The organism is Rhizobium sp. OAE497 (assembly GCF_040546565.1).
Classification (GTDB): domain Bacteria; phylum Pseudomonadota; class Alphaproteobacteria; order Rhizobiales; family Rhizobiaceae; genus Rhizobium.
In genome coordinates this window covers 855003-877168 of record NZ_JBEPOA010000002.1, presented here as the reverse complement: position 1 = coordinate 877168, position 22166 = coordinate 855003, and the positions used below count along the sequence as shown (strand labels likewise).

The 22166-nt window shown below is 63.1% G+C and carries 30 protein-coding genes; 18 read left to right on the top strand and 12 right to left on the bottom strand.

Annotation, left to right across the window (positions count from 1 at the left end; all coding sequences use genetic code 11):
* Positions 1 to 196 precede the first annotated feature (196 nt).
* The gene (locus tag ABIE40_RS23680; RefSeq protein WP_199628391.1) at positions 197 to 364 is read right to left on the bottom strand and encodes a hypothetical protein; all 168 of its coding nucleotides are present in this window, start codon (positions 362 to 364) and stop codon (positions 197 to 199) included.
* A 40-nt stretch (positions 365 to 404) separates the two neighbouring features.
* Between ABIE40_RS23680 and ABIE40_RS23675 the strand changes: the two genes are divergently transcribed.
* From ABIE40_RS23675 to ABIE40_RS23665, 3 genes are all read left to right on the top strand, one after another.
* Positions 405 to 569, top strand: coding sequence for a hypothetical protein (locus ABIE40_RS23675; protein WP_354541130.1), 165 nt, complete (start codon positions 405 to 407; stop codon positions 567 to 569).
* Positions 570 to 687: 118 nt separating this feature from the next.
* Entirely contained in the window at positions 688 to 864 is a 177-nt protein-coding gene (locus ABIE40_RS23670) for a hypothetical protein (protein ID WP_162708575.1), read from the top strand.
* A 179-nt stretch (positions 865 to 1043) separates the two neighbouring features.
* On the top strand, positions 1044 to 1277 hold the full coding sequence (locus tag ABIE40_RS23665; protein ID WP_199628252.1) for a hypothetical protein: 234 nt from the start codon (positions 1044 to 1046) through the stop codon (positions 1275 to 1277).
* A gap of 42 nt (positions 1278 to 1319) precedes the next feature.
* On the opposite strand, the gene ABIE40_RS23660 is transcribed toward ABIE40_RS23665, so the two are convergent.
* Entirely contained in the window at positions 1320 to 2279 is a 960-nt protein-coding gene (locus ABIE40_RS23660; protein ID WP_210341134.1) for a GGDEF domain-containing protein, read from the bottom strand.
* Positions 2280 to 2424: 145 nt separating this feature from the next.
* Between ABIE40_RS23660 and ABIE40_RS23655 the strand changes: the two genes are divergently transcribed.
* A complete protein-coding gene (locus ABIE40_RS23655; protein ID WP_354541129.1) occupies positions 2425 to 2733 on the top strand; it encodes a BA14K family protein in 309 nt (102 codons plus the stop codon).
* On the opposite strand, the gene ABIE40_RS23650 is transcribed toward ABIE40_RS23655, so the two are convergent.
* The 6 genes from ABIE40_RS23650 to ABIE40_RS23625 form a co-directional block, all read right to left on the bottom strand.
* The gene (locus ABIE40_RS23650; protein WP_354541128.1) at positions 2734 to 3135 is read right to left on the bottom strand and encodes a YbaN family protein; all 402 of its coding nucleotides are present in this window, start codon (positions 3133 to 3135) and stop codon (positions 2734 to 2736) included.
* Positions 3136 to 3625: 490 nt separating this feature from the next.
* The gene (locus ABIE40_RS23645) at positions 3626 to 3949 is read right to left on the bottom strand and encodes a hypothetical protein (protein ID WP_112711179.1); all 324 of its coding nucleotides are present in this window, start codon (positions 3947 to 3949) and stop codon (positions 3626 to 3628) included.
* A 75-nt stretch (positions 3950 to 4024) separates the two neighbouring features.
* Complete coding sequence (locus ABIE40_RS23640) at positions 4025 to 4630, bottom strand: BA14K family protein (RefSeq protein ID WP_199628254.1); 606 nt, start codon at positions 4628 to 4630, stop codon at positions 4025 to 4027.
* Complete coding sequence (locus ABIE40_RS23635; protein ID WP_165402705.1) at positions 4627 to 4791, bottom strand: hypothetical protein; 165 nt, start codon at positions 4789 to 4791, stop codon at positions 4627 to 4629. The genes ABIE40_RS23640 and ABIE40_RS23635 overlap by 4 nt, the downstream gene beginning before the upstream one ends.
* A gap of 51 nt (positions 4792 to 4842) precedes the next feature.
* Positions 4843 to 5610, bottom strand: a complete 768-nt coding sequence (locus ABIE40_RS23630) for a DUF1236 domain-containing protein (protein WP_199628255.1) — start codon at positions 5608 to 5610, stop codon at positions 4843 to 4845.
* Positions 5611 to 5721: 111 nt separating this feature from the next.
* Complete coding sequence (locus tag ABIE40_RS23625; protein WP_130281566.1) at positions 5722 to 6120, bottom strand: DUF1236 domain-containing protein; 399 nt, start codon at positions 6118 to 6120, stop codon at positions 5722 to 5724.
* Between the two features lie 172 nt (positions 6121 to 6292).
* Here ABIE40_RS23625 and ABIE40_RS23620 point away from each other — a divergent pair, with 172 nt between their 5' ends.
* The 3 genes from ABIE40_RS23620 to ABIE40_RS23610 all read left to right on the top strand — a co-directional run bounded on the left by ABIE40_RS23620 (position 6293) and on the right by ABIE40_RS23610 (position 8570).
* A complete protein-coding gene (locus ABIE40_RS23620; protein WP_199628256.1) occupies positions 6293 to 6472 on the top strand; it encodes a hypothetical protein in 180 nt (59 codons plus the stop codon).
* A gap of 83 nt (positions 6473 to 6555) precedes the next feature.
* Entirely contained in the window at positions 6556 to 7950 is a 1395-nt protein-coding gene (locus ABIE40_RS23615; protein WP_199628384.1) for a sensor histidine kinase, read from the top strand.
* Entirely contained in the window at positions 7947 to 8570 is a 624-nt protein-coding gene (locus ABIE40_RS23610; protein ID WP_112711184.1) for a response regulator, read from the top strand. Before ABIE40_RS23615 ends, ABIE40_RS23610 begins: the two co-directional genes overlap by 4 nt.
* On the opposite strand, the gene ABIE40_RS23605 is transcribed toward ABIE40_RS23610, so the two are convergent.
* Positions 8567 to 9031 carry a hypothetical protein gene (locus tag ABIE40_RS23605; protein WP_199628257.1) on the bottom strand — a complete coding sequence of 155 codons (465 nt, stop codon included), beginning with the start codon at positions 9029 to 9031 and terminating at the stop codon, positions 8567 to 8569. The two genes, ABIE40_RS23610 and ABIE40_RS23605, sit on opposite strands and share 4 nt — an antisense overlap.
* Before the next feature lie 251 nt (positions 9032 to 9282).
* Between ABIE40_RS23605 and ABIE40_RS23600 the strand changes: the two genes are divergently transcribed.
* From ABIE40_RS23600 to ABIE40_RS23580, 5 genes are all read left to right on the top strand, one after another.
* Positions 9283 to 10278 carry a type I glyceraldehyde-3-phosphate dehydrogenase gene (locus ABIE40_RS23600; RefSeq protein ID WP_199628258.1) on the top strand — a complete coding sequence of 332 codons (996 nt, stop codon included), beginning with the start codon at positions 9283 to 9285 and terminating at the stop codon, positions 10276 to 10278.
* Between the two features lie 88 nt (positions 10279 to 10366).
* Positions 10367 to 10798, top strand: a complete 432-nt coding sequence (locus ABIE40_RS23595) for a hypothetical protein (RefSeq protein WP_354541127.1) — start codon at positions 10367 to 10369, stop codon at positions 10796 to 10798.
* Positions 10795 to 11115 (top strand): hypothetical protein, encoded by a 321-nt coding sequence (locus ABIE40_RS23590; RefSeq protein WP_199628260.1) that lies wholly within the window; start codon positions 10795 to 10797, stop codon positions 11113 to 11115. Before ABIE40_RS23595 ends, ABIE40_RS23590 begins: the two co-directional genes overlap by 4 nt.
* A gap of 109 nt (positions 11116 to 11224) precedes the next feature.
* Positions 11225 to 11788 (top strand): hypothetical protein, encoded by a 564-nt coding sequence (locus tag ABIE40_RS23585; RefSeq protein WP_199628261.1) that lies wholly within the window; start codon positions 11225 to 11227, stop codon positions 11786 to 11788.
* 291 nt (positions 11789 to 12079) lie between these two features.
* Positions 12080 to 12637: a DUF2076 domain-containing protein gene (locus tag ABIE40_RS23580; RefSeq protein WP_199628262.1), complete on the top strand. Its 558-nt coding sequence runs from the start codon at positions 12080 to 12082 to the stop codon at positions 12635 to 12637.
* Positions 12638 to 12666: 29 nt separating this feature from the next.
* Here ABIE40_RS23580 and ABIE40_RS23575 read toward each other — a convergent pair whose 3' ends face one another.
* Positions 12667 to 12882, bottom strand: a complete 216-nt coding sequence (locus ABIE40_RS23575) for a hypothetical protein (RefSeq protein ID WP_199628263.1) — start codon at positions 12880 to 12882, stop codon at positions 12667 to 12669.
* A 115-nt stretch (positions 12883 to 12997) separates the two neighbouring features.
* On the opposite strand from ABIE40_RS23575, the gene ABIE40_RS23570 reads away from it, so the two are divergent.
* Entirely contained in the window at positions 12998 to 13879 is an 882-nt protein-coding gene (locus tag ABIE40_RS23570; RefSeq protein ID WP_199628264.1) for a LysR substrate-binding domain-containing protein, read from the top strand.
* Between the two features lie 3 nt (positions 13880 to 13882).
* On the opposite strand, the gene ABIE40_RS23565 is transcribed toward ABIE40_RS23570, so the two are convergent.
* Positions 13883 to 14263, bottom strand: coding sequence for a response regulator (locus ABIE40_RS23565; RefSeq protein WP_199628265.1), 381 nt, complete (start codon positions 14261 to 14263; stop codon positions 13883 to 13885).
* Positions 14264 to 14378: 115 nt separating this feature from the next.
* Positions 14379 to 15560 carry an adenylate/guanylate cyclase domain-containing protein gene (locus ABIE40_RS23560; protein ID WP_199628266.1) on the bottom strand — a complete coding sequence of 394 codons (1182 nt, stop codon included), beginning with the start codon at positions 15558 to 15560 and terminating at the stop codon, positions 14379 to 14381.
* Positions 15561 to 15681: 121 nt separating this feature from the next.
* On the opposite strand from ABIE40_RS23560, the gene ABIE40_RS23555 reads away from it, so the two are divergent.
* The 5 genes from ABIE40_RS23555 (at position 15682) to ABIE40_RS23535 (ending at position 22165) form a co-directional block, all read left to right on the top strand.
* Positions 15682 to 16152: a hypothetical protein gene (locus tag ABIE40_RS23555; RefSeq protein ID WP_199628267.1), complete on the top strand. Its 471-nt coding sequence runs from the start codon at positions 15682 to 15684 to the stop codon at positions 16150 to 16152.
* A gap of 153 nt (positions 16153 to 16305) precedes the next feature.
* The gene (locus tag ABIE40_RS23550) at positions 16306 to 17520 is read left to right on the top strand and encodes an ROK family transcriptional regulator (protein ID WP_199628268.1); all 1215 of its coding nucleotides are present in this window, start codon (positions 16306 to 16308) and stop codon (positions 17518 to 17520) included.
* Positions 17517 to 18773, top strand: a complete 1257-nt coding sequence (locus ABIE40_RS23545; RefSeq protein WP_199628269.1) for a M20 family metallopeptidase — start codon at positions 17517 to 17519, stop codon at positions 18771 to 18773. Before ABIE40_RS23550 ends, ABIE40_RS23545 begins: the two co-directional genes overlap by 4 nt.
* Positions 18774 to 18813: 40 nt before the next feature.
* Positions 18814 to 19878 (top strand): substrate-binding domain-containing protein, encoded by a 1065-nt coding sequence (locus tag ABIE40_RS23540; protein WP_112711329.1) that lies wholly within the window; start codon positions 18814 to 18816, stop codon positions 19876 to 19878.
* Between the two features lie 130 nt (positions 19879 to 20008).
* Positions 20009 to 22165, top strand: a complete 2157-nt coding sequence (locus ABIE40_RS23535) for an ABC transporter permease subunit (RefSeq protein WP_354541126.1) — start codon at positions 20009 to 20011, stop codon at positions 22163 to 22165.
* The last annotated feature ends 1 nt before the right edge of the window (position 22166 follow it).

Sequence of the window (22166 nt, the reverse complement as noted above, 5' to 3'; positions counted from 1 at the left end):
GTATTGCGGGGTATCGGCCGCGATTACATCAACAATACTATCGCTATACGTGCTTTCGGGCGCATCTACTAAACCCACCGGCTGAATGCGACTATCGTCCGGCCGCCTGCCTTGCGCACTTGCACAACTCGTCCCTGGTCTGCGATCCGCCTCAATCAGCCGGCCCCGGTTGCCAATTCGTGCAAATCAGTTCACGCTAATCTTCATCCAATATTTGCGAGGACGTGACGATGATAACCTTGTCCGCAATCTCTGCAGTTTTGGCCCTCGCCGTCGTGTTGTGTTTCATGGCGATCGCCCCGATTGAAGCCGACGACCGGTAGCCGGCGCCGCCTTTGAGCGATATTTCCAGGCCGTTTGTCACCGAAGACGATCCTGACCGACCCATCCGATGCCAGGATGCCTTGCAGCTTGCATTCCGCGAACTGGTGGACCACGCCGTCGATAGCGGCTGGAAGGAAGCCGAAGTGCTCGCCGGACTGCGGGAACTGGCCGAGCACCAATCCCTGGCGCTCGTCTCCAGCGAGAGAACCGAAGCCCTGCTGCGCGCCTTGAAACAGCTGACTTAAGCTTCACAACAGCCGGAGAAGCCCTGTCACGCCGGCGTCACGCGACACATCGGGCCCTTTGTGGTTGGATAATGCCAGAGAGCTAGTGATCCTCTTTTTTGTTGCGAGTGAGGAAGAGATGGCAAACAGACGCGCAAACAGCGTGCGTGTTCCAAGACCGACGTTCCGCCAGCGGCCGAAAGCCCCGGTCAAGAACGTCCCGCCGACACGCAGACCCGACAACGATAGCGAGACGGAGGTTCTCTACGACCTCCTGGATTATCTCGCCGAGGACGAGGACGCCCTGGCCGCTTGATCGCGCCGGAGGCTGGCCAGGCGTACAACCGGCTACTCTCGCTAAAGTATGAACGGTGGGGGCAGAAAGATAATCAGCCGTTCACCACTGTTCGAAAGTATATCAGCACATTCTGACAAGACGGATTGATTTTTGCTGCCAGAGCCCGTTCTCTTGGAGAGCAATAGGGTGGGTGGCGTATGCAGAGATATCAGGTTCAACATCTCGAGAACGGAAGCTGGGCAGTCATCGACGCCAAGGATGGCCGCGCCATCGACGAACACGCCGGACAGCCGGCGAGAACGAGATTACAGGCGCAGGCCCTGGCCGATTTCCGCAACGGCATAAGCACCCCCGTCCATGAGCGCACGGCATCCCGCCTGCAAAAGCTGCGCCTCGCCTGGGGCATGATCACCGCAAAGCGCACCGCCTGAGCGGCAATTGTCTGGAATTTCTTCCTTGGAACAGGACCGGGCTTACGCCGCGTCGAGATCGCCCGCCGGGCGATGGGCGACGAAGCGGTTTCGGCCGGAGGTCTTGGCGCGATACATCGCCTTGTCCGCCTCTTCGTAGAGAGAAGCCGACGTCGATCCGGGGCTCGCCCAGGCGATCCCCACGGATGCTCCGAGCATGATGCCGTCGCCGGCATCCCATTGCAGGGCGGCAACGATGCGTGCCGCGGCAGCTTCGATCTGGTGGATGGAGGCGCCGTTGTAGATGACGGCGAACTCGTCGCCGCCGACCCGCGATACCAGGTCGGCGTTCTCCGCCGCAGCACTCAGCCGGTTTGCCGTCTCGACCAGGCAGACATCGCCCGTCTGATGGCCGAGGATATCATTGACGCGTTTGAAGCCGTCGAGATCGACGAGCAGCAGCGCGCAGCCTGTTTCCGACGCGCAGAGACCGCCGAGGCGTTCATGAAAGCGGAACCGGTTCGCGAGCCCGGTCAGGTGGTCGAAATCCGCACGGCGGCGGATTTCTTCGAGCAGCATCACCTCTGCCGTTACATCCTGCTTCAAGCCCGAGACACGGACGGGACGGCCGTCCTCGCATTCGACGGTCGCGGTAATCCTGATCCAGCGGCGGTTACCCTTGTGGGTGACGATCTCCGCATCGAGCGAGAAGCCGCCCTGCTGCTCGATCGCATCGCTGCGCAGCCGCTGAAGCTCGAGGAGAGCGGCGGGAGAATACATGGCGACGATCTCGCTTCGCACGAGCGGCGTGCCGGGTTCAATATCGAAGAGTTCGTAGACCATGTCGGTCCAGGAGAGACGCTCATCGGCGAGATTGCATTCCCATACGCCGATGCGGGCGGCCTTCGAGCAGCGGTCGAAGACCTGCTTGAGGTGATGGACGTCGTTGGCCAGTTCCAGCCTGTTGATGTTGCGATCGTCCGAGCGGCTTCCGATCTTCTTCACCAGGGACGACAGCAGCATCACATTCCTCTATCCGCAATTGTCTGGCACAGCCTGGCACAGATTCATTGACGCCCCGTTATCCCTCGGCAGCGCTCACGCGATCGTGGCTGGAACAAAATCGCCAGCCTCTCCGTTCATTTGCGATAGGTGAATGGAGTGGCAAATGAAGCCGGCAAGGAAAATTCTGACAGCATGCGCCGTGACTGCGGTCATTGCCCTGTCGGGCGCGCCTTCCGCCTTTGCTTTCAGGATTTCTCCTCCGGCAACGGCAGGCAGTTCCGACAACAACGCCGCGGTAGCGGCTTACTCCTCAGGGACAAGCAAGGCGGCGGAGCCGGAGAACTGGCTGCTCTCTCCTGCCGAGATCGCGCATATCAAATGGTGCGCGCAGCGCTTCCCATCCTATAACCCGACCGACAACACTTATACGGGTCCGCAGGGCAAGGACGTAACCTGCCGCTCGCCAGGCTGATCACGGCCGCGGCCGGGACAGGACGAATGCGGCGCAGGCGAGCAGCGCAAGGCCGACTGCGACAGCAGGGATCGGCGACGGGTGCGACGTTGCAAAGAAGATCGCATAGCCCGAGGCCATACCGAAAACAGCAAGCAGCTTCGACGAACCCGAAATCGCGCCGCTGTCGCGCCAGTCCCTGAGCGGCGCGCCGAACCGGCTGTTGATCAGCTTTGCTTCGAGCCTCGGCGAGGACCGGGCGAAGCACCAGGCAGCAATGATCAGGAAGATCGTCGTCGGCATCAGCGGCAGAAACGCGCCGATAATGCCGAGCGCCACCATCACCAGGCCAAGCCCGATATAGGCGGCTTTGATAACCAGATTGCGCCGCGGCGCGGCAGTTGGACTTTGATCATCGGGCAAATTGCAGGCACTCCAGCGCACCCTCGATCCGGGTGCCGATGCCTTCGTCGGGAAATTCGGGATGATTGTAAAGGGGCGCGCCGGACGCAGCCGCCCTAAAAGGGAAAAGGCCGGGCGAATTCTCGCACCGACCTCCCATCATCGCCGTCAGCGGGTGCCAGTACATCCGTGGTCACCTGCGAAGCGATTTCATAGGCTTACTCTATGCCGATGCAGCGGCTTTGCAAGCGCTTGATGCTACCAATTTTGGTCAGGCAGGAGTTCCCGGAGAATGCGGTTCCGGCGGCAGCCGATCTCATAACAGAAAATGCTCAATAAGCGCCGGTTATTGGAGACTGGATGTTTTCAAAAGAGTGGCTGAACGGCGATTATGAACTCGCCGACAAGCATCGAGGCCACTCCTCCCGGCCTTCGTCGGCGGTTCCCTCTGGAGGTTTTCGAACTCTCCCATTTGGGCCATCCACGGATGGCCCTATTTTTTTTGCCGGCACTAGTGCAGGACGACCGGCTGCTCGGACCATTTGTGCGACAGCCTGAGATCGTCGAGCACGACCAGCAGCTTCTCGAATTCCACCATGATCGATCGGAATTCCTTGGCATCAGCCTCGACGATGCCGCGGGCCTTGGAGGACACAGCTTCGATGAGGCGCAGCATCCAGCCGCAGCGGCGGTCGGGCAGATCGCCCAGCACGTCCCGGCGATAGTCTTCCAGATAGCGGTGGATATGCGCAACCAGCATGCGCTTGTCCGCTGGCGTCAGCGACGGCACGCTTTCGCTCGCGGCCTGGATAGCGGTAATGACCGGAATCGACATCTGCTACTCCCGTGGTTGGGCCACAGATGTATTCGCCGGACCCGATGGGCACCACGGCACAAAGTCTGATGCGGGTCAATTTATCGCGGTGACCACATCCTGAGACGGCGGCTGACATTGCCGGCGCGGCCCGTCGAAAGGCTGATAGCTGTTGTCTTCCGCACGGTAGGACTGGTAGCGCGCCGCGCACCAGGACGCAGCCGCCTGGCTTTCGACAGCGCTTGGGCTGGCTGTCGCGGCAGTCTGCGTCACAGCCTCTCCGCTGCCAGCCTGCTCCGAAAAGGGCGAGGTGCAACTGCGCCTCTCGCCGCTGAAGGCGCGGTAGCTGTTGGTCGCGGGATCGTAGGAACGGTAGCGCTGCGAGCACCAGTTGAGGTGCTCTGCCGGCAAAGCCGGCTCCGCTGCGGCAGCCACCACCGGCGCGGGATCCGGCTCGCGCGACGCGACGCTGATCTTCGGCGCATCGGTGACATAGCTCGAATAGACGGGTGCAACGCGCTGGTAATTCTGCTTGCCAGGATCGACGCGAACCGGGCTCGTCGTCCAAAGATCCGGCGCCGAGAGATCGGCGAGCCGATGCGTCTCCGATTCCGCCATGACGATCGAAGCCACGGATGCAGCCGCGATACAGCCGGCGACCGATGTCACGATACCGAATGTCAGTGATGCGACCGCGTTCATTTGCCAAGCTCCCGCTGTTCGACCGGAACGAATACCCTGCCCTGCTTCTCATCGCCGCGATCGACATTCGAAAGCAGAACGAGGATGCAGCCGGCCATCGCCATCAGGATGGCGACGATCGGAAGAACGGCGCTTGCCGATTTTGGTTCCCCGTAGATCATCCGTCTCTCCATAAGAAAAACCGGCGGCGCGAACGCCACCGGTTCAGGCCGTCAGGCCGTGATGATGTAGACAATCGTGTAGGCCGTCGGATCGACGATGACGATCCGTCCGTCGGCCAGGATGAAGAAGCGGTAGGTTTCGTACTGCGGTACGATCTTGACGATCCGCGGCGGCAGCGGCTCCAGCCGGATCTTCTTCGGGATCGCGGTGCCGACCGAGACCGTGAAGTTCACTTCGCGGACCGGTTCGACATGCACTTCCTTGACGACCTGCCGGATTTCCGTCTGCTGTTCGACCGAGATGTTGACGTTGGTCGTCTTGTTGACGGTCGTATTGTTTTCGACATTGGTCTTGCTGTTGGTCTGCGTCTCGGTCGAGCCGGACGGCTTCGTGGCATCGCCGGATTTCTGCGCATCGCTGCCGGACTTTTGGGTCTCGGATGACGTGCCACTCTCCTGCGAGCCGGATTTCTGGGTTTCGGTCGATGGCTTGGAGCCGTCAGTGCCCGAGGTGCCACTGGGCTTCATGCCGCCACCCTGCGCGGCACCATTGCCTGAAGCGTCCGGTTTCGTCTCACTGCCGGATTGGGCCGGCGCCGTGCCGCCTTCTGTCGAGGTGCCGGGCTGAACCTGCGCCTTGCCGCCAGCACCGTCACTGGCATCCGGCTGCTGCTGAGTGGCGCCACCGGACTGATCGGTCTGGGCTGCACCCTTCTTTTTGATGATCGGGGCATCCTGGGCCGAGGCGGACATGATGCCGACGGGCGATACACCGATCGACAGGGCCGTCATCAGGACGGCAAGGGTCTTGGTTTTCATGACAATCTCTCTGAGTTCGGGCCGCACGAGGCCGTGCCTCACAATGTGCGGCTGGATTTCGTTTCGTGTTGAGGAATGGAGGACGCGACCTCGGCCGCGTCCGGGATCCGGTCAGTTGATGACCTGGATCACCTTGCGGGACGACGGCTCGACGATGACGCGCTCATCGTTCACGACCGCAAAGGCATATTTCGGATTTTCAGGAACCGGCGTGACGACGACGGTCTCCGGAAGCGGCTGGCCGACGACGATCTTTTCCTTGACCACGACGCGGGCCGAAGGCGCCGGCGCTTCACGGACATAGGTGACGACCTTCTGCGGCGGCGGATCGATGACCGTGCCGACAACGGCACCCGTCACGCCACCGACGGCAGCACCGACAGGACCGCCGACGATCGCGCCGGTCACGGCACCACCTGCAGCGCCATTGACGGTGGAAGACTGGGCGAGTGCAACGCCCGACATCAGGGTCGCGGCCGCAGCCACGCCTACCATAAGCTTGGAGAGCATTTTCTCCTCCTTTTGTCGCTAGGCGGCCTTAATGACCGCTGCCTACCCAACCATCGGAGGCGGCACCTGTTCCGGGCATCGGACCTCAGTCCGAGGCACCCCGGACCATGGTCGGGGGTCTGGAACTGCGGCCATTTCGGCTCGTTGCTACAGGGACCAAAGGAGCCCAGTCATGAGCAGCATCCATAGACCTTCCGCCGGCCCGGTTGCGATCAATGCGTCGGTCGTCGCACTGGTCGTCTTCCTGTGCGGCGTCCTCTATTTCTTCGGCGCGGCGATGTCGGGCGATACGCAGATCACCAAGAGCGTTGCCGGCGCGGATATCATCGATACACGCGATGCCCCGAACTAGGCGCTGCCGGGATGTCACGCAGCTATCTGGAATTCCTCTAGGGTAGTACCATGTCTGTCGGACACGCAGTCGACAGGTCGCAGATGCATTGGCTCAGCCGTTGGAATGCCCGCTCCTTGGCCTCCCAGTTCTTCATAACCGGGGGCGTCGTCTCGATCATGGCGATGCTCCTGATCGGCATTTTGCTGACGCGGCTGATCGAGGACGCAGTGATCCATAATTCCGGCGCAGCGACCGCGCTGTATGTCGATAGCGTCGTCGCCCCGCTGCTTCCCGATATGCAGACGGAAACGCTTCTTGACGAAGGAAGCGCCCAGGCGCTCAACGAGACGCTGTCGCAGGGCGCGCTAGGCAAGCGCCTCGTCTCGTTCAAGCTCTGGAGAAACGACGGCACCATCCTCTATTCCAACGAACAGGAGCTGATCGGCCGGAAATTCCCGGTCAGCGACAAGCTTCGCCAGGCCTTTTCAGGCGCGCTCGTCGCCCGCTACGAGGTCGCCAGCGATCCGGAGAGTGAAAAGGAGAGGCAACTCGGCAAGCCGCTGATGGAAATCTACAATCCGGTGCTGCAGCCATGGTCCGGCCAGCCGGTCGCGGTCGTCGAGTTCTACGAGACGGCTGAGGGACTTGCCGACAGCATTGCCCGCGCAAGACTTTGGAGTTGGGCCTCTGTCGCCGGACTGACGGCGATCTTCTTTCTGGCGCTTTCGGCTCTGGTTTTCCGCGGCAGCCGGCTGATCGAGGCGCAACGCAGTGATCTCCGCGACAAGGTGACGGAACTCTCGGCCCTGCTTGCCGAAAAACTTGCCCTGCAGCGGCGCCTGCAACGGTCCTCGCTGCGGGCCGCCGCTCTCAACGAAACCTATCTTCGCAGCGTCGGCGCCGATCTCCACGATGGACCCGCCCAGCATATCGCCTATGCCTCGCTGCGGCTCGACAGCGAGATGCTGGTCGATGCCAAAACAAGCCCCGACATGCGGGAAAAGGAGCTGTCGTGGATCCGCTCGAGCCTTGCCGAGGCGATGCGCGAAATCCGTACGATCTGCCGAGGCCTCGTCCTGCCGGAGATCGAGGGCGCCTCGTTCGCAGAGATCATCGAACGGGTGGTGTCCGCCCATGAGACGAGGACGGCGAGCACGGTTTCGCGCAGCGTCGAGGATGATCGCTCGGACCTCTCGGCCGCGGTGAAGATCTGCGTCTACCGCTTCGTCCAGGAAGCGCTCAACAATGCCTATCGCCATGGCGGCGGCATCGAGCAATCGGTGACGGCGCGTGTGCGCGACGGCGAGGTCAGGATCGAGGTTCGTGACCAGGGCGATGGCTTCGATCCGAACGAGGTGCGGCCGACAAGCCTTGGGCTTGCGGGACTTCGCGAACGGGTCGACAGTCTCGGCGGAGACTTCGATATCAAGACCAGCGGCGCCGGCACGGTGGTGTCGATGACGCTTCAGCTGATGGAACTGGAGGATGCAAAATGACGGCGATCACGATCGGCATCGTGGACGATCACCCGCTGTTCCGGGAAGGCGTCAGCCGCAGTCTCTCGGAGGTCGATGATTTCGTGGTGATCGGCGAAGGTGCGAGCAGCGACGACGCGATCCGGCTTGCGGCCTCCGACCGGCCCAGCGTGCTGCTGCTCGACGTCTCCATGCCCGGCGGCGGCCTGGAGGCGATCAGTTCGGTTCTGTCGCGAAGCCCGGAAACACGGGTGCTAATGCTGACCGCGTCCGAGGAGGTCGATACACTGTCCGCAGCCCTGCAGCGCGGCGCAGCCGGATATGTGCTGAAGGGGATCGGGTCGCGCGGCCTTGCCGAAGCGATCCGGGCGGTGGTACGCGGTTCGAAATTCGTCTCTCCGGCGATGTCCGCCAAGGTGATGGAGCGCTCGCTGGGCGCTCAGTCCTCGCCGAAGGCGTCACTGACGCCGCGCGAGCTCGAGGTGATGGAACTCGTCGCCGAAGGCCTCTCCAACAAGCATATCGGCCTGCGTCTCGACCTGCAGGAAAAGACCGTCAAGCATCACATGACGCAGATCTTGCTGAAGCTCGGCGTGACCAACCGTACCGAGGCCGCCATCAAATGGCGGGATCTGGCCTAGCGGAGATACCGCGACAGGCGCGTAACATCGGCCTGCGTCGCCAGCCTGTTGCTGATCGTCCGGCCCTTCGCATCCTTCATCACGTAGCGGTTCGAGACGATCGTCTCGGTGATACCGTTGCGGTGGCGGATCCGGATTGTGCCGTCCGCGCCGCGCGTCGCCTGGACGCCAGCGCCCGTAGAGGCAGCCCCGGCATCGGCAGGATCGGCGGAGCTTGCCGGACCGCCATTGCCCTTGCCATTCCCGTTATTGCCATTGCCATTTCCAGTGCCGCCGCCGGAATTTCCATTTCCGCCGCCGTTCCCGCCACCATTGCCGTTATTGCCGCCGCCATTGCCATTGTTGCCGCTCTTGGCGAAGGCATCGAGGCTCAGACGACGTGCGCCACCGAGCGGCAGAAAGGCTGCGGCCAGCCCGGCTCCGGCGATGATCTTCAGAAAGCGTCGTTTCGACTGGCTCATGGTTTCCGTCTCTGCTTCTTGCAGCTTCTACGCAAGACAGGACGTATGAGATCGCTACCGGCTGCGAAAAGCAAGGTCCCGGGACCATGGTGCCGGGTCAGACACGGACCATGGTCCGACGTGCCGGGCGCAATTGCGCACCTTTCCTCAGCGCCCGCGGCGCTTGGAAGCACCAGCGGCCACCGCTTTGATATTGCGAATACTCCGCGCTTGTCATAGGCCTCATCAGACGATCGCAGGGAGCCCGCCGGATGACAAAACAGAAGCCGAAAATCGCTATCAATGGCTTTGGCCGCATCGGCCGCTCCGTTCTCCGTATCCTGCTGAAAGAGCGCCGCGATATCGAGGTCGTGCTCGTCAACGACATTGCCCCGCTGGAAAGCTGCGCCTACCTCTTCCAGTATGACAGCGTCTTCGGTCCCTGGGCGGAAGACGTATCAGCCGAAGACCGCGCATTGCGCATCGGCTCGCGCTCTATCCCCTTCCACAACGAGCGCGACATTCGCGCCCTCGATCTCTCCGGCGTCGATATTTTCCTCGAATGCACCGGCCAGCCCTATACCCGCGATTATGTCTCACGGGCGCTGGAAGCCGGGGCGAAGCGCGTGCTGATTTCGGGTCCGGCTGAATCGGCCGACGTGACGGTCGTGCTTGGCGCCAACGAGCAGATGATCGCCGGCCACAAGATCATATCCAACGCCTCCTGCACCACCAATGCGCTGGCGCCGCTCCTGAAAACGGTCGATGACCTCTTCGGTATTATCGGCGGACAGATGACGACGGTTCACTGCTATACGGGCAGCCAACCGACCGTCGACCAGCCGCGCGACGATTTTGCCCGCAGCCGCGCCGCCGCCCTTTCCATGGTTCCGACCAGCACCAGCGCCCACAAGCTGGTCGGCAAGGTCCTGCCGTCGCTTGCGGGAAAGATCGAGGCCCGCGCCATTCGCGTTCCGACCGCCAGCGTTTCGGCGATCGACCTGACGGTATCGCTGGAGAAAGCGCCGTCCCTCTCAGAAGCACGCGATAAGCTGAAAAGCGCGATCGCCGCATCGTCCGTCATCGGCTGGATCGAGAAGCCGCTCGTATCCGTCGACCTGCGCGCCCGGCCGGAATCCCTGGTGGTTTCAGGCCCGGAACTCTCGGTATCGGCCGGTGGCTTGCTGCGCGTGTTCGGCTGGTACGACAACGAATGGGGCTTTGCCAACCGGATGATCGACGTCGCATCGCTGATGGCCAATTCCTGAGGGGACGATAGCTTTGCTGCATCGAAACGCATTCCTCGCGCTATCAGCACTCGCGACAGTCGCCTCCCTGTTGTGGGCGCCGTCACTCATGGCGCAGGACGCGCCGGCCGGTGCGACCTGGTCCAGGGATCCGGCCAGCCATTGCGAATTCGTTTCTCCCATCTCGCTGACCGCAGGCCCGACCTATTGGACCGGTGCATGCGCCGGCAACAAAGCCTCCGGCCTCGGCATGCTGCGCCGCCGTGACGGAGCCCAGGCCGGTCCGGCTTTCTACGGCGAAATGCAGAACGGCGTGCCTGTGATCGGCGTGATCGACAATGAAGGCTACCGCGTCGGCCGCTTCAGCAACGGCGATATCGGCGGCAATGCCGAGCTTGAGTCGCAGGATCGTCTTCACGCCTTCCGTGCCGCAGCAGAGGCAGCGCGGGCAGTCGGCGCCCTCTATGCCAAAGAGGGCAACGCCGCATCATCCCGCCACTATGAAGAGATTGCCCAGCAACTCGACATGCAGATCGAATGATGGCCGGGCGGCGGCTGACATATGCAGGCTTGGCGCTAGTCCAGTTCTGCCTTGCCGGGCCATCCCTCGCAGATGACGCCACCCTGCCTGACGACGTCAGGGCCTTCATCAGCCGCCGCGATGATTGCGACCATTTCCGCGGCGAAGCCTCGCCCGACGAAGAACGGCAGGCAGAAATCGATCAGCAGCTGCGCACGCTGTGCAGCGGAAGCGACGCGGAGCTGGCCCGGCTGAAGCACCGCTATGCCCGGAACAAGACCGTCCAGAAGGCGCTTGACGATTACGATCCGAACATCGAGGGCGGCTCTCCGGATTGACATTCGATCGCCGTTTCCGGATGAGGGCCATGACCTGCTGTGGCGTTTTCTTGCGGCATCGCCTATCTGGTAGGTTCACAGAGCACGACTGCGCGGAACTGGACATTCGATGAGCAAATCCACGACGACCCTGAAGATAACCGCGCTCGTAATCGCAGCTCTGGCCGCCGCTGGCTCCGCGTCTGCCCAAGAGGCGGCAGCACCCTCACCCTTTGCCGATTTCGCCGAGAAGTGCATGAACGAAGGGCCGCGTTATGACCGCACGGCGGCACTTGCGAAGGAAAGCGGGTGGGGAGCGCTGTCGCAGGACATGACGCTCGGCATCCTGCCGCTCGATGAGCCGACCGCCTTCGACGGCTGGATCACCCAGACGGGTGGCGACAAGCCCTTCGAAGCGATCGTCATCGCCAAGGCAACCGTCGGCGAGAAGCCGGTCGAAAGCTGCACCATGGCTTTTGCCGGGGTTGACGCCGCGCAATTCGAACGCGATCTCATCGCGGCGAAAAGCGCCACCGCCTCCGGCCAGCAGAATGGCGAAGTGCGGGTGCGCAAATTCTTCTCGATCGAACGCGAGGGTTTCAAGGAAGCCGTGACGCTCGACCTGCCGACCTATCCGAATGGCGCCGACGAAGTGGTTGCCAGCGTCGTCGCCGAGCAGCAGATCGAGAACTGACCGCTGCCGTCAGATCCGGCGTTTTGACGGCGCCGGAATAAAATCTTTGTGATGGAAGCTATCGGCCTCCTGCTTCGTACATGCAGGTATGAGGACCATCACACGACTTTCCGCTTCCGGAAATCAACTCTCGCGCTACGCCCTGCCCGAAACACGGGCCGCCCGCAAATGGGCTCCGCCGGTTTTCTCGCCTGGGAACCCGGCTGCACCTGCCCGGCCAGCATTTGCGCTGCGCGCACCCAACTAAACCCTGATTTGACCACCGCGGATACCACCGCCAAGGAGACATGCATGGATCTCAACGATCAGCAGGCCATCGACAGCCTTTTCACCAAGCTCGCCAATGTTGAGCGGCAATCGGCGCCGCGCGACACGCAATCCGAACAGTTCATCAACGAGCGCATCACCCAGCAGCCCGGCGCGCCCTATTACATGGCGCAGACGATCGTCGTGCAGGAACAGGCGCTCGAGGCCGCCCAGCGCCGCATCGAGGAACTGGAGATGTTGAGCGCCAGTGCGCAGCCGCAGCGCGGCGGCTTCTTCGCGTCGATGTTCGGCAGCAGCAACCCGCCGCAGCGCGCGGTCGCCCGCCCGCAGAGATACGATGCCGCGCCCGCCTCTCCCTGGGGTGGCGCTCCGAACCAGGGATACGGTCATGCCACTCCGATGGCGCCGCGCGCCGGTGGCGGCTTCCTGGCCGGTGCCGCGCAGACGGCAATGGGTGTCGCCGGCGGCATGCTGCTGACCAATGCCGTCATGGGCATGATGGGCGGCAACGAGGCGCAGGCCGCCGAACCTCAGGAGGAAGCCCCCGAGGAAGAGATGGACATGTTCGGCGACGAGGAATGATACTGCCTGAGGATGCGATCAGCCGCGCCTCAGTCGTGCAGATACATGTCGCGTATGCCTGGATCAGCCTCGCCACCCTGCGGCGGGGCTGATCCGCATTCGGGCGTAACACTGGCGACTGCAATCGATCCCGCCAGAGCGTCGTCTGCCCGGTTGTCAGGCAGGCTCCTTGCCACGGCGACGGCCAGCACAAGAAGTGCCAGACGAAAAGCGAAGGCACGCAAGATTTTTTCAGAAGCGTCCATGTCCAATCCGGCTCCAAGACCATATCAAGCATGATCGGCAGCCGGCGATTTCGCACAATGCGGAAGATACAAGGCAAGGCTTCGGAAAATCCGAAGGCCTGACGCGGGAGGGACTATGCGCTTCGATCTGACCGACCTTCGTCTCTTCCTGCATGTCGTCGAAGCACAGAGCATCACACAGGGCGCCGAGCGATCGGGCATGGCGCTGCCTTCGGCGAGCGCCCGCATCCGCGGCATGGAGGAGATGAGCGGCATCCCGCTGCTGGAGCGCGAGGCACGCGGCGTCCGGCCGACGCCGGCGGGAGAAGCGCTCACCCATCATGCCCGCATCGTGCTCGGGCAGATGGAGCAGATGCGCGGCGATCTGCAGCTCTATGCGGGAGGATTGCGCGGCCAGGTCCGGCTGTTTTCCGGCCGCGCCGCCATGGCGCATCTTCCGGCCAGACTGCGCCACTTCCTGGCCGATCACCCGGCGATCGATATCGACCTGCAGGAAAAGCAGAGCCCGGATGTCGTCGCGGCTGTCGCGGGCGGTCTCGCGGATCTCGGCATTGCCGCCGATACGAGCGAGACAGGATCGCTCGAAACCCGCCCCTTCGAGATCGACCGCCTCGTCGTCGTGGCCGCCTCGGATCATCCGCTGATCGCCGCGGGATCGGTGGCGTTCCGCGATATCCTCGGCGAACCCTTCGTCGTCCTGCCGGCGGACAGTGCGTTGCAGGGGCACCTGTCTGCGCACGCCGTCCGCGAGGGCCGGCAGTTCAAGATTCGCGTACGGCTCGACAGTTTCCAAGACATCTGCGCGATGGCCAGCAGCGGCGTCGGCCTCGCCATCGTTCCAGACGTTTATGCACGGCGCTATCAGGCCGAAATGGCACTCGGCGTGATCCCACTCACCGATGCCTGGGCGTTTCGCCATCTGCTGATCTGCGCCCGCAGCTTCGCCGCCCTGCCCGTCCATGCCCGCAAGCTGGTGGAGTACCTGACCAGCCCCTGAGGCTCAGCCGAAGGAGGCCGAGCGCTCGGCGGACATCGCCTCCCGCCGCGCGATTTCGCAGGCGAGCGCCCTCATATCATAGGGTTTCCGCAGGAAAGCCGCTGCCGGACCCAAAGCGGAGATATCAACCTCCCGGCCCGAGGTGACCCAGAGCGGCAGCGACGGCCTTGTGGCCGCGAGCAGCCGACTGAGATCCAGCCCGCTCAACCCGCCGGGCATATCGACGTCAGTGACTACGGCATCGACCTCGCCGTCTTTGCCGAGAACCGCAAGCGCCTCCAGCACATTGCAGCACTCGATCACCATATGCCCGCAGGCGATCAGTTCATCGGCCAATGCAAAGCGGATCAGGGCTTCGTCTTCCACGATCATCACGACTGCCATCCGGTTTCCCTCCGTTGTCGCATGATCGAAGAACGCACGAAAATGCGGATCGGAGCGCGGCCGATGATTAAGATTTTAGTTTATGTTTAACAAAATCCGAACGACCGGCAGGCGGTCACACCGCGCCCGTCCAGGCATAGATCTCGGCCGGCTCCTCGACGCCCCGGAGCTTGAAATGTCCCGCCGCCTGGAAGGCGCCGCCGGTCTGGGCCGCAAAGGGCGCCGAAGCCAGCAGGTTGGTTTCCAGCGCATCGGCGAGCTTTTCCATCCGCGACGCCTCGTTGACGGCCCGGCCGATGACGGTGAAATCAAGCCGCCGATCGGTGCCGACATTGCCGTAGAAGATCTCGCCGAGATGCAGCACGATATCGACGAGGATCTCGGGCTCGCCACGCTCCCGCCTGCCCTGATTGAGCGCATCGTTCATGGCGAGCGCCCTCTGCGCGGCCGACAGCGCCAGACGGCAGGCCTGCGCCGTATCGGCAGCCTGCACCGGGAAGATCGCCAGCAGGCTGTCGCCCATGAATTTCAGGATCTCGCCACCTTCCTCGACAACCGGCTTGCCGATCGCGTCGAAATGCTCGTTCAGCCAGTCGACGATGTCGTGCGGCTCGTGCTTTTCGTTGAGCGACGTGAAGTCCTTGAGATCGGCAAACAGGATCGCGGCATAGATCGACGCGCCATCGCCGCGCTGGATCTGCCCGGTCAGGATCAGCTCGCTCGTCCGCTCGCCGGTATAGACGGCCAGCACATCCTTCGCCACGCGGGTCATGGCGATGCGGCAGCAGGCGAGCGCCAGAGCGGGCATGACGCCCTCGAAGCCGGCAAGCTGGCTTTCCGTAAAACCGCCCAGCTGATCGGTGGCGATCGAGAAGCTGGCGCCTGCCAGAGCGGTATCACCAGGAAAGGGCGTGATCTTGATGACGAAATCGGTGGCACCGAGATCGCTGAGGTCCATCAGGATGGGAAACGGCGGCGTCTCAGCGTTGGCCGGAAGGCTCCAGCGCATGAATTCCAGCTGGTTCTCCAACAGATAGGAGATCGGCGAGCGCCGGAACAGCGCCTCACCCTCTTCGCCATGTTCCTGCGCCTCCTTGGATATGCCGGTGCCCCGATACCAGGCAACCGAGAGGCCGCGATGCTTCGGATCGATGGATGGCATGGCGATCGAGGCGCGCAGCAGCGGAAATCCCTGTTCAGTCAGGCGCAGCGAAAGGCCTTCGAGCAAGGCATCGATATCATCGGCGGCAAGTCCCTGCGCGATAATCCAGGCAATCAGGTCGGCCAAACCGTTCATCGAATCCCTCCGTCGTCACGCGATGATATCGCATAATTGCCATCCTCCCGAAACCAGACGCCGCCCTGCCTTGCATAAGCAGGGTGCCTGCATTAGCTCAACGGGAAAGGGAGAACGGCCGATGATCTTGCTGATAGTCGCGATAGCGATTTTTGTGGTGTTCTTCTTCCTCTTCCCCCGGCCCGCGCTCGTGGCACTCGCCATCATCATCGCTACGGTGGCCTGCATCGGAGCCTATCTCTACTACCAGCAATCCGGCCGCAATACGTCGGCAAGCCTGGTGACCGCCACCAGCACCGGAACCCAAGGCTGCACCGATCCCGCCAAGCCGGTCTTCGTCGAGATCACCAACGGCTCCGACCGCCAGGTGGACGCCGTCCGCTTCCGCCTCATCGCCAAACGCCCTGGCTACAGCGTCGAGGCCTATGCCGACTACCTGACCAGCTACAAGATCATTGAGCCCAAGGCCGTCTACGGCACCTGCTTCGCGCTCAACCACTATCGCGGCCTCGACACACTCAACCTGTCGCCTGCCGACCTCGACTGGTCGGTGGAGATCTCATCGGTCGATTTTGCCGGGGATAACAGGTGATAGAGCTTATCGGCAGAACGTAACCGGTAGCCCTCCATCCTGCCTCGGCGCCCTCGCTGATTTCACAAACGTGCAAATACACGCGCAGCCGCGTTGACTCCATTTTGCCTTTGTGATTTTGTTCGGTCATAGAACGAATTAATTGAGGACCTCGTGAGCGATACTCAGCGCATCTCCAGAAAGTTCTCCCAGCGCGCCGTCATGGAAGCGATTATCCAGAGCGGGCCGATCTCGCGCGCTTCGATTGCCAAGCAGACCAATCTTTCCAAGCAGACGATCTCGGAGATCGTCCGTCAGCTTGAGCTCGATGGCTGGATCCAGGAGACCGGACGCACGACGGGCCATATCGGCCGCAGCGCTGTGACCTATGAACTCATTCCCGATGCGGCCTTCATTGCCGCTGTCGACCTTGGCGGCACCAAGGTGCGGGTGGCGATCGCCGATCTCGCCTTTCATGTCTTCGCCGAAGAGGTGGCACCGACCGATCGCCGCGGCGGCCAGTTTGTCGTCGATCAGATCGCCGATCTTTGCTGGCAGGCTGCTGCGCGTCAAAATATCCCGAGAGAGAAGATTCGCATGGCGGTGATCGGGGCGCCTGGGGCGCCGGAGAAATCGACCGGCCGCATTCTTCTCGCTCCGAATATCCCCGGCTTCGACGCCATGGACGTGGCGTCTGCGCTCGAAAAGGCACTCGGCTTCAATGTGACGCTTGAGAACGACGTCAATCTCTGCGTCATCGGCGAGAACTGGCTCGGCCAGGGCCAGGGCATCGACAATCTCGCCTATATCGCCGTCGGCACAGGCATCGGCGGCGGCTTGATGGTCAACGGCCAGCTGGTGCGGGGCGTCGGCAATGCCGCCGGCGAGCTCGGCTTCCTGCCGTTCGGCGCCGATCCGTTCGAGCCGGAATCCCTGCGGACCGGCGCCTATGAGCGCGTCGCCGCCTCCTTCGGCATCATGGAGCGCTACCAGACGCTTTCCGGCCAACCCGCGACGGTGCCTGAGATTTTCGAAAAGGCAGCGGGCGGCGACGCCGATGCTACCACCGTGCTTGACGACACCGCCAGGCTACTGGCGCAGGGCATTGCCGCCATCGCGGCGATCGCCAACCCGCAGAAGGTCATTCTCGGCGGCTCGATCGGCCTGCGTGATGAACTGATCGAGCGCGTGCGGACATTCCTGCCGCAATGCTTCCCCTACCCTGTCGAGGTCGAGAAGAGCGCGCTCGGCGTGCAGGCGGCGATCGTCGGCGCCATTGCGATCGGTCTCGGCCATCTGCACAACGCGCTGTTCGGCGCCGATGCCCCCGATAGCCGGATGTCCCTGCCGCCGGCGGAAACCATGCATTTCAGGGAGGCCGCCCGATGAGCGCAGACGATCTGACGAAGCGCTTGCGGGAAGCGCTCGACCGCGACGATGCCATCAGGCTGCTGCGCGCCGCGATCGGCCGCGACAGCATCACCGGAAACGAGGCCAATGTCGTCTCGCTGCTGAGGGATGAAATGGTCTCCCGCGGCGTAGAGAACGTAAAGACCGCCGATTTCCTTCCCGGCCGTCCGAATGTTTGGGGCGAGCGCAAGGGTGCCGGTGGCGGCCATCGGCTGCAGTTCATCGGTCACACCGATACCGTTCACGTCGATGGCTGGCGGGAGCATTGGGCCGGTACCGAGCGTGAAGATCCCTTCGCCGCTCCGATCATCGACGGCCAGATCTGGGGCCGTGGCTCCGGCGATCTCAAGGCCGGGATCTGCACGTCGCTGGCGGCGCTGTCGCTGCTCGACAAGGCCGGCATCAGGCTGAAGGGCGATCTCGCCTTTGCCTTTGTCGGCGACGAGGAGAGCGGCCAGCCGGGCACAGGCATTTCCGCTGGCATCAAGGACTATGCCGCCCGCATCGAGGCCGGCGAAATTGAGCGGCCGGATTTCGTCGTCTACACCGAGCCGACGCAGCTTGCGGTCTATTCGGCGCAGATCGGCTTCTTCATCGCCGATATCACCATCACCGGCAAATCCGCCTATTTCGGCGTGCCGGAACTTGGCAAGGATGCGTTGAAAGCAAGCCATGCCGTGATGTCGGCGCTCTGGAAACACTCGGACGAGATCGCCGCCCGCGGCGAGCATCCGCTGATCGGCCGCGGTTTCCTGCTGATCACCGGCCTGACCGGCGGCGGCTTCATTGCGGTGCCAGAGGAATGCAAGCTTTCGCTGATCCGCAAGCTGCTTCCGGGCGAATCCCTCGACAATGCGGCGACCGAGATGGAAGCTGTCATTCGCGGCGCCATCGCGGACCCCGAGATCAAGGTCGAGATTGCCTATCCCGCCGGACGCGACCACCGGGTCGGCGGGTCGGCAGCCGAGATCGATCCAAACCTGCCTGCGGTGTCGATGCTCTGCGCGTCGGTCGCCCAATCCTTTGCCGGACGTGGCGCGATCGAGGGCGCGCCGTTCTGGTCGGAATCGCCGTTCTTCGTCAACCGGCTGGGCATTCCCGCCGTCTATTGCGCGCCGGGCGATATCCGCAACTGCCACACATTCGAAGAGCATGTCGACATCGAGGAATACCTCGCCGGGATAGTCGCGTTCGCCAGCTTCATGGCGCGCTACTGCGGCGTGGCGGAATAAAGAGTGCCAAACCAACAACGACGAAAAAGGGAACATGACCATGCTGATGAGGAAGATTCTGAATGCCGCGCTTGTGACGAGCGCCCTGATCGCCGCGCCGATGCTGGCGCAGGCCGAGACCGTCGGCCCATCGGGAGAAGCCGCGACCAAGAGCGAGGAAATCAAGCTCTCCGACGCCGATCTCGCCAAGCTCAAGGGCAAGGGCTACAAGGCCGCCCTGCTCTGGCACACATCGTCGGATTTCACCAATGCCGTTTCGGCCGGCGCCAAGGATGAGTTCGCCAAGGCCGGCGTCGATATTGCCGTTACGACGGATGCCGGTTTCGACGCTGCCAAGCAGCGCAGCGACATCGAGACCGCGCTCGCCGCCAAGCCCAACGTCATCCTGGCGCTGCCGCTTGACCCGGCAACGTCGGCCGAAGCCTTCAAGCAGGCCGTCAAGGACGGCACCAAGCTGGTCTTCCTCTCCAACCTGCCCGCCGGCTACAAGCACGACACCGACTATGCGGCGATCGTCACCGACGACCTCTACCAGATGGGCAAGCAGGCAGCCGATGCGCTCGCTGCCGCAATCGGCAAGAAGGGTAAGGTCGGCTACATCTTCCACGACGCCACCTACTACGTCACCAACCAGCGCGACCAGGCGTTCAAGTCGACGATCGAGAAGGACTATCCGGATATCAAGATCGTTGCCGAGCAGGGCATCTCCGATCCGGCCCGCGCCGAGGAGCTGGCCAATGCGATGCTCCTCCAGCATCCCGATCTCGACGGCATCTACGTGACCTGGGCGGAACCGGCCGATGGCGTGCTCGCGGCCCTTCGCGGCGCCGGCAACAAGACGACCAAGGTCGTCACGCTCGACCTCTCCGAGCCTGTCGGCCTTGACATGGTCAAGGGCGGCAACGTTACGGCTATTGTCGCCGACAAGGCCTATGAGCTCGGCCGTGCCATGGCGGCTGCCGGACTGAAGTCGCTGATCGGCGAAAAGACCCCGCCCTTCATCGTCGCCCCGGCGCTGACGGTCACCAAGGCCAATGTTGCCGAGGGATGGAAGGAATCGCTCAACCGCGATGCGCCGAAGTCGGTTCTCGACGCCGCAAAGTGATTGCGCTGACCGGCGGCCTCTGCGGCCGCCGGCTCTCCGGAAACCGGGAGGCGGGTTCACCGCTCCCCTTGAGCATTCATGCCGTTCCAGCGGGCGGCATGTCTATCGCCAGTAAACAGGCAGACCGGCCATGCCCCTGAAAATGCGCATCAATCTTCAGCAGTATGTCGTCTATTTCGGCTTCGTCGCGATCTTCATCTTCTTCGCGGTGATGCTGCAGGATAGCGGCTTCCTGACCACCAGAAACCTTTCCAACATCGTGCTGCAGACCGCCCCGGTGACGATCATGGCGATCGGCCTGGTCTTCGTGCTTTCGGCAGGCGAGATCGACCTTTCGATCGGTTCGATCGTCGCGGTCTCCGCCCTTAGCGCCGCCGTGGTGATCGAGAGCTATGGCGTGGTGCCGGGCGTTCTTGCCGGCCTGGGCGCCGGGCTGACAATCGGCTTCGCCAACGGGGTGCTGGTCGCCTATGTCAGGCTGCCGTCCTTCCTCGTCACGCTTGCGACCATGGGCCTGTTTGCCGGTGTCGCCCGGTCGCTGACCAATCTGCGGTCCGTGCCTGTCACCGACGAGACCTTTACCGGCTTCTTCGGCTCGGGTTCGCTCCTCGGCATCCCGTCGCTGATCTGGTGGACCATTCTGGCGATCGCCGCCGGGCATATCGTCTATCGCGAGACCCGGTTCGGCGCGCATGTGCTGGCTGTCGGCGACAATGCACGGGCCGCCAGCGTTTCGGGCATCAAGGTTCCGCACATCCGGCTGGCCGTGATGATGCTGAGCGGCGGCCTCGCCGGACTTGCCGGGCTGCTCTACTCCGGCCGCCTGCAGGCCGCCAAATACACGCTCGGCGAAACCGACCTGATGACCGTCATCGCCGCCGTCATCGTCGGCGGCACGCTGCTCAACGGCGGTAGAGGCTCGATCGTCGGCGCCCTCGTCGGTTCGCTGATGATGGGCATGCTCAACAACGGCCTTGATCCTGATGGGCCTTTCCGTTTCCGACCAGATGATCGTTCGCGGCTTCATCATTCTTGCGGCAGTGGCCGTGTCCCTGCGCGAAAAGCTACGCTGAAGAGAGGTTTTCCCATGTTTCTCGACGTTCTCCGCCGCCGTAACCCGAAGTTCATCGAAGCCGCCATCGCCCTCCATCGCGAAGGCCGGATCCCCGCCAATTCCTACGTGCTCGATCTCGATACGGTCGAGGCCAATGCCCGCATCCTGAAGAATGAGGCCGACCGGCTGGGCCTGAAGATCTTCGCGATGACCAAGCAGGTCGGCCGCGCCAGCTCGTTTGCCCACGCCGTCATGCGCGGCGGCATCAACCGCTCGGTGGCCGTCGACATGGCCTGCGCTCGCGCGACCCATCGCGCCGGTCTCAAGGTCGGCCATCTCGGTCACCTGCAGCAGGTCGCGCGGCACGAGGCAAAGGCCGCCGCCAAGACCTTCCGCCCGGATTACTGGACAGTGTTCAACGATGAGAAGGCCGCCGAAGCCGCGGCTGGCGCCAAGGCCGCCGGTTATACGCAGAGCCTGCTCGCCCGCATCCGCGCCGAAGGCGATACCTTCTACCGCGGCCACGAGGGCGGCTTCGAAGCGGCCGATGTTGCCACAGTGGCAGAGCACTTCGACCGGCTCGACGGCGGCCGATTTGCCGGCATCACCACCTTCCCGGCGCTGCTTTTCGATCACCAGACGCGCAAGGTCATGCCGACCCACAATCTGGCGACGCTGACCAAGGCCGCCGAAGCGCTGGCCAAGGCCGGCCGCAAGGATATCGAGGTCAATGCCCCCGGCACCACTTCCTCCGTCCTGCTGCAGGCGCTTGCCGATGCGGGCGCCACGCAATGCGAGCCGGGCAACGGGCTGCACGGAACGACAGCGCTGCATGCCGTCGAGGACCTGCCGGAACTGCCTGCCGTCTGCTACCTGACAGAGGTCTCGCACCTCTCTGGCGGCAAGGCCTATTGCCTCGGCGGCGGCTTCTATATCGACCCGATCTTCCCGGACTATGACGTCAAGGCGATCGTCGCCGACGAGCCGACGACTGCTGCTTCCGCACTGCGTAGCGTCGAGATCCCGCCGCCCTCGATGATCGACTATTACGCGATGATCGATGCCGAAGGCGCCAAGGCGCCGAAGGTAGGCGACACCGCCGTATTCGGCTTCCGCGGCCAGGCCTTTGTCACCCGCGCCTATGTCGTCGGCGTCTCCGGCATCTCCAGGGGACCGCCGAAGGTCGAGAGCATCGAGAACGGCTTCGGCGAAGCCGAATCCTGGCCGGTCTGAG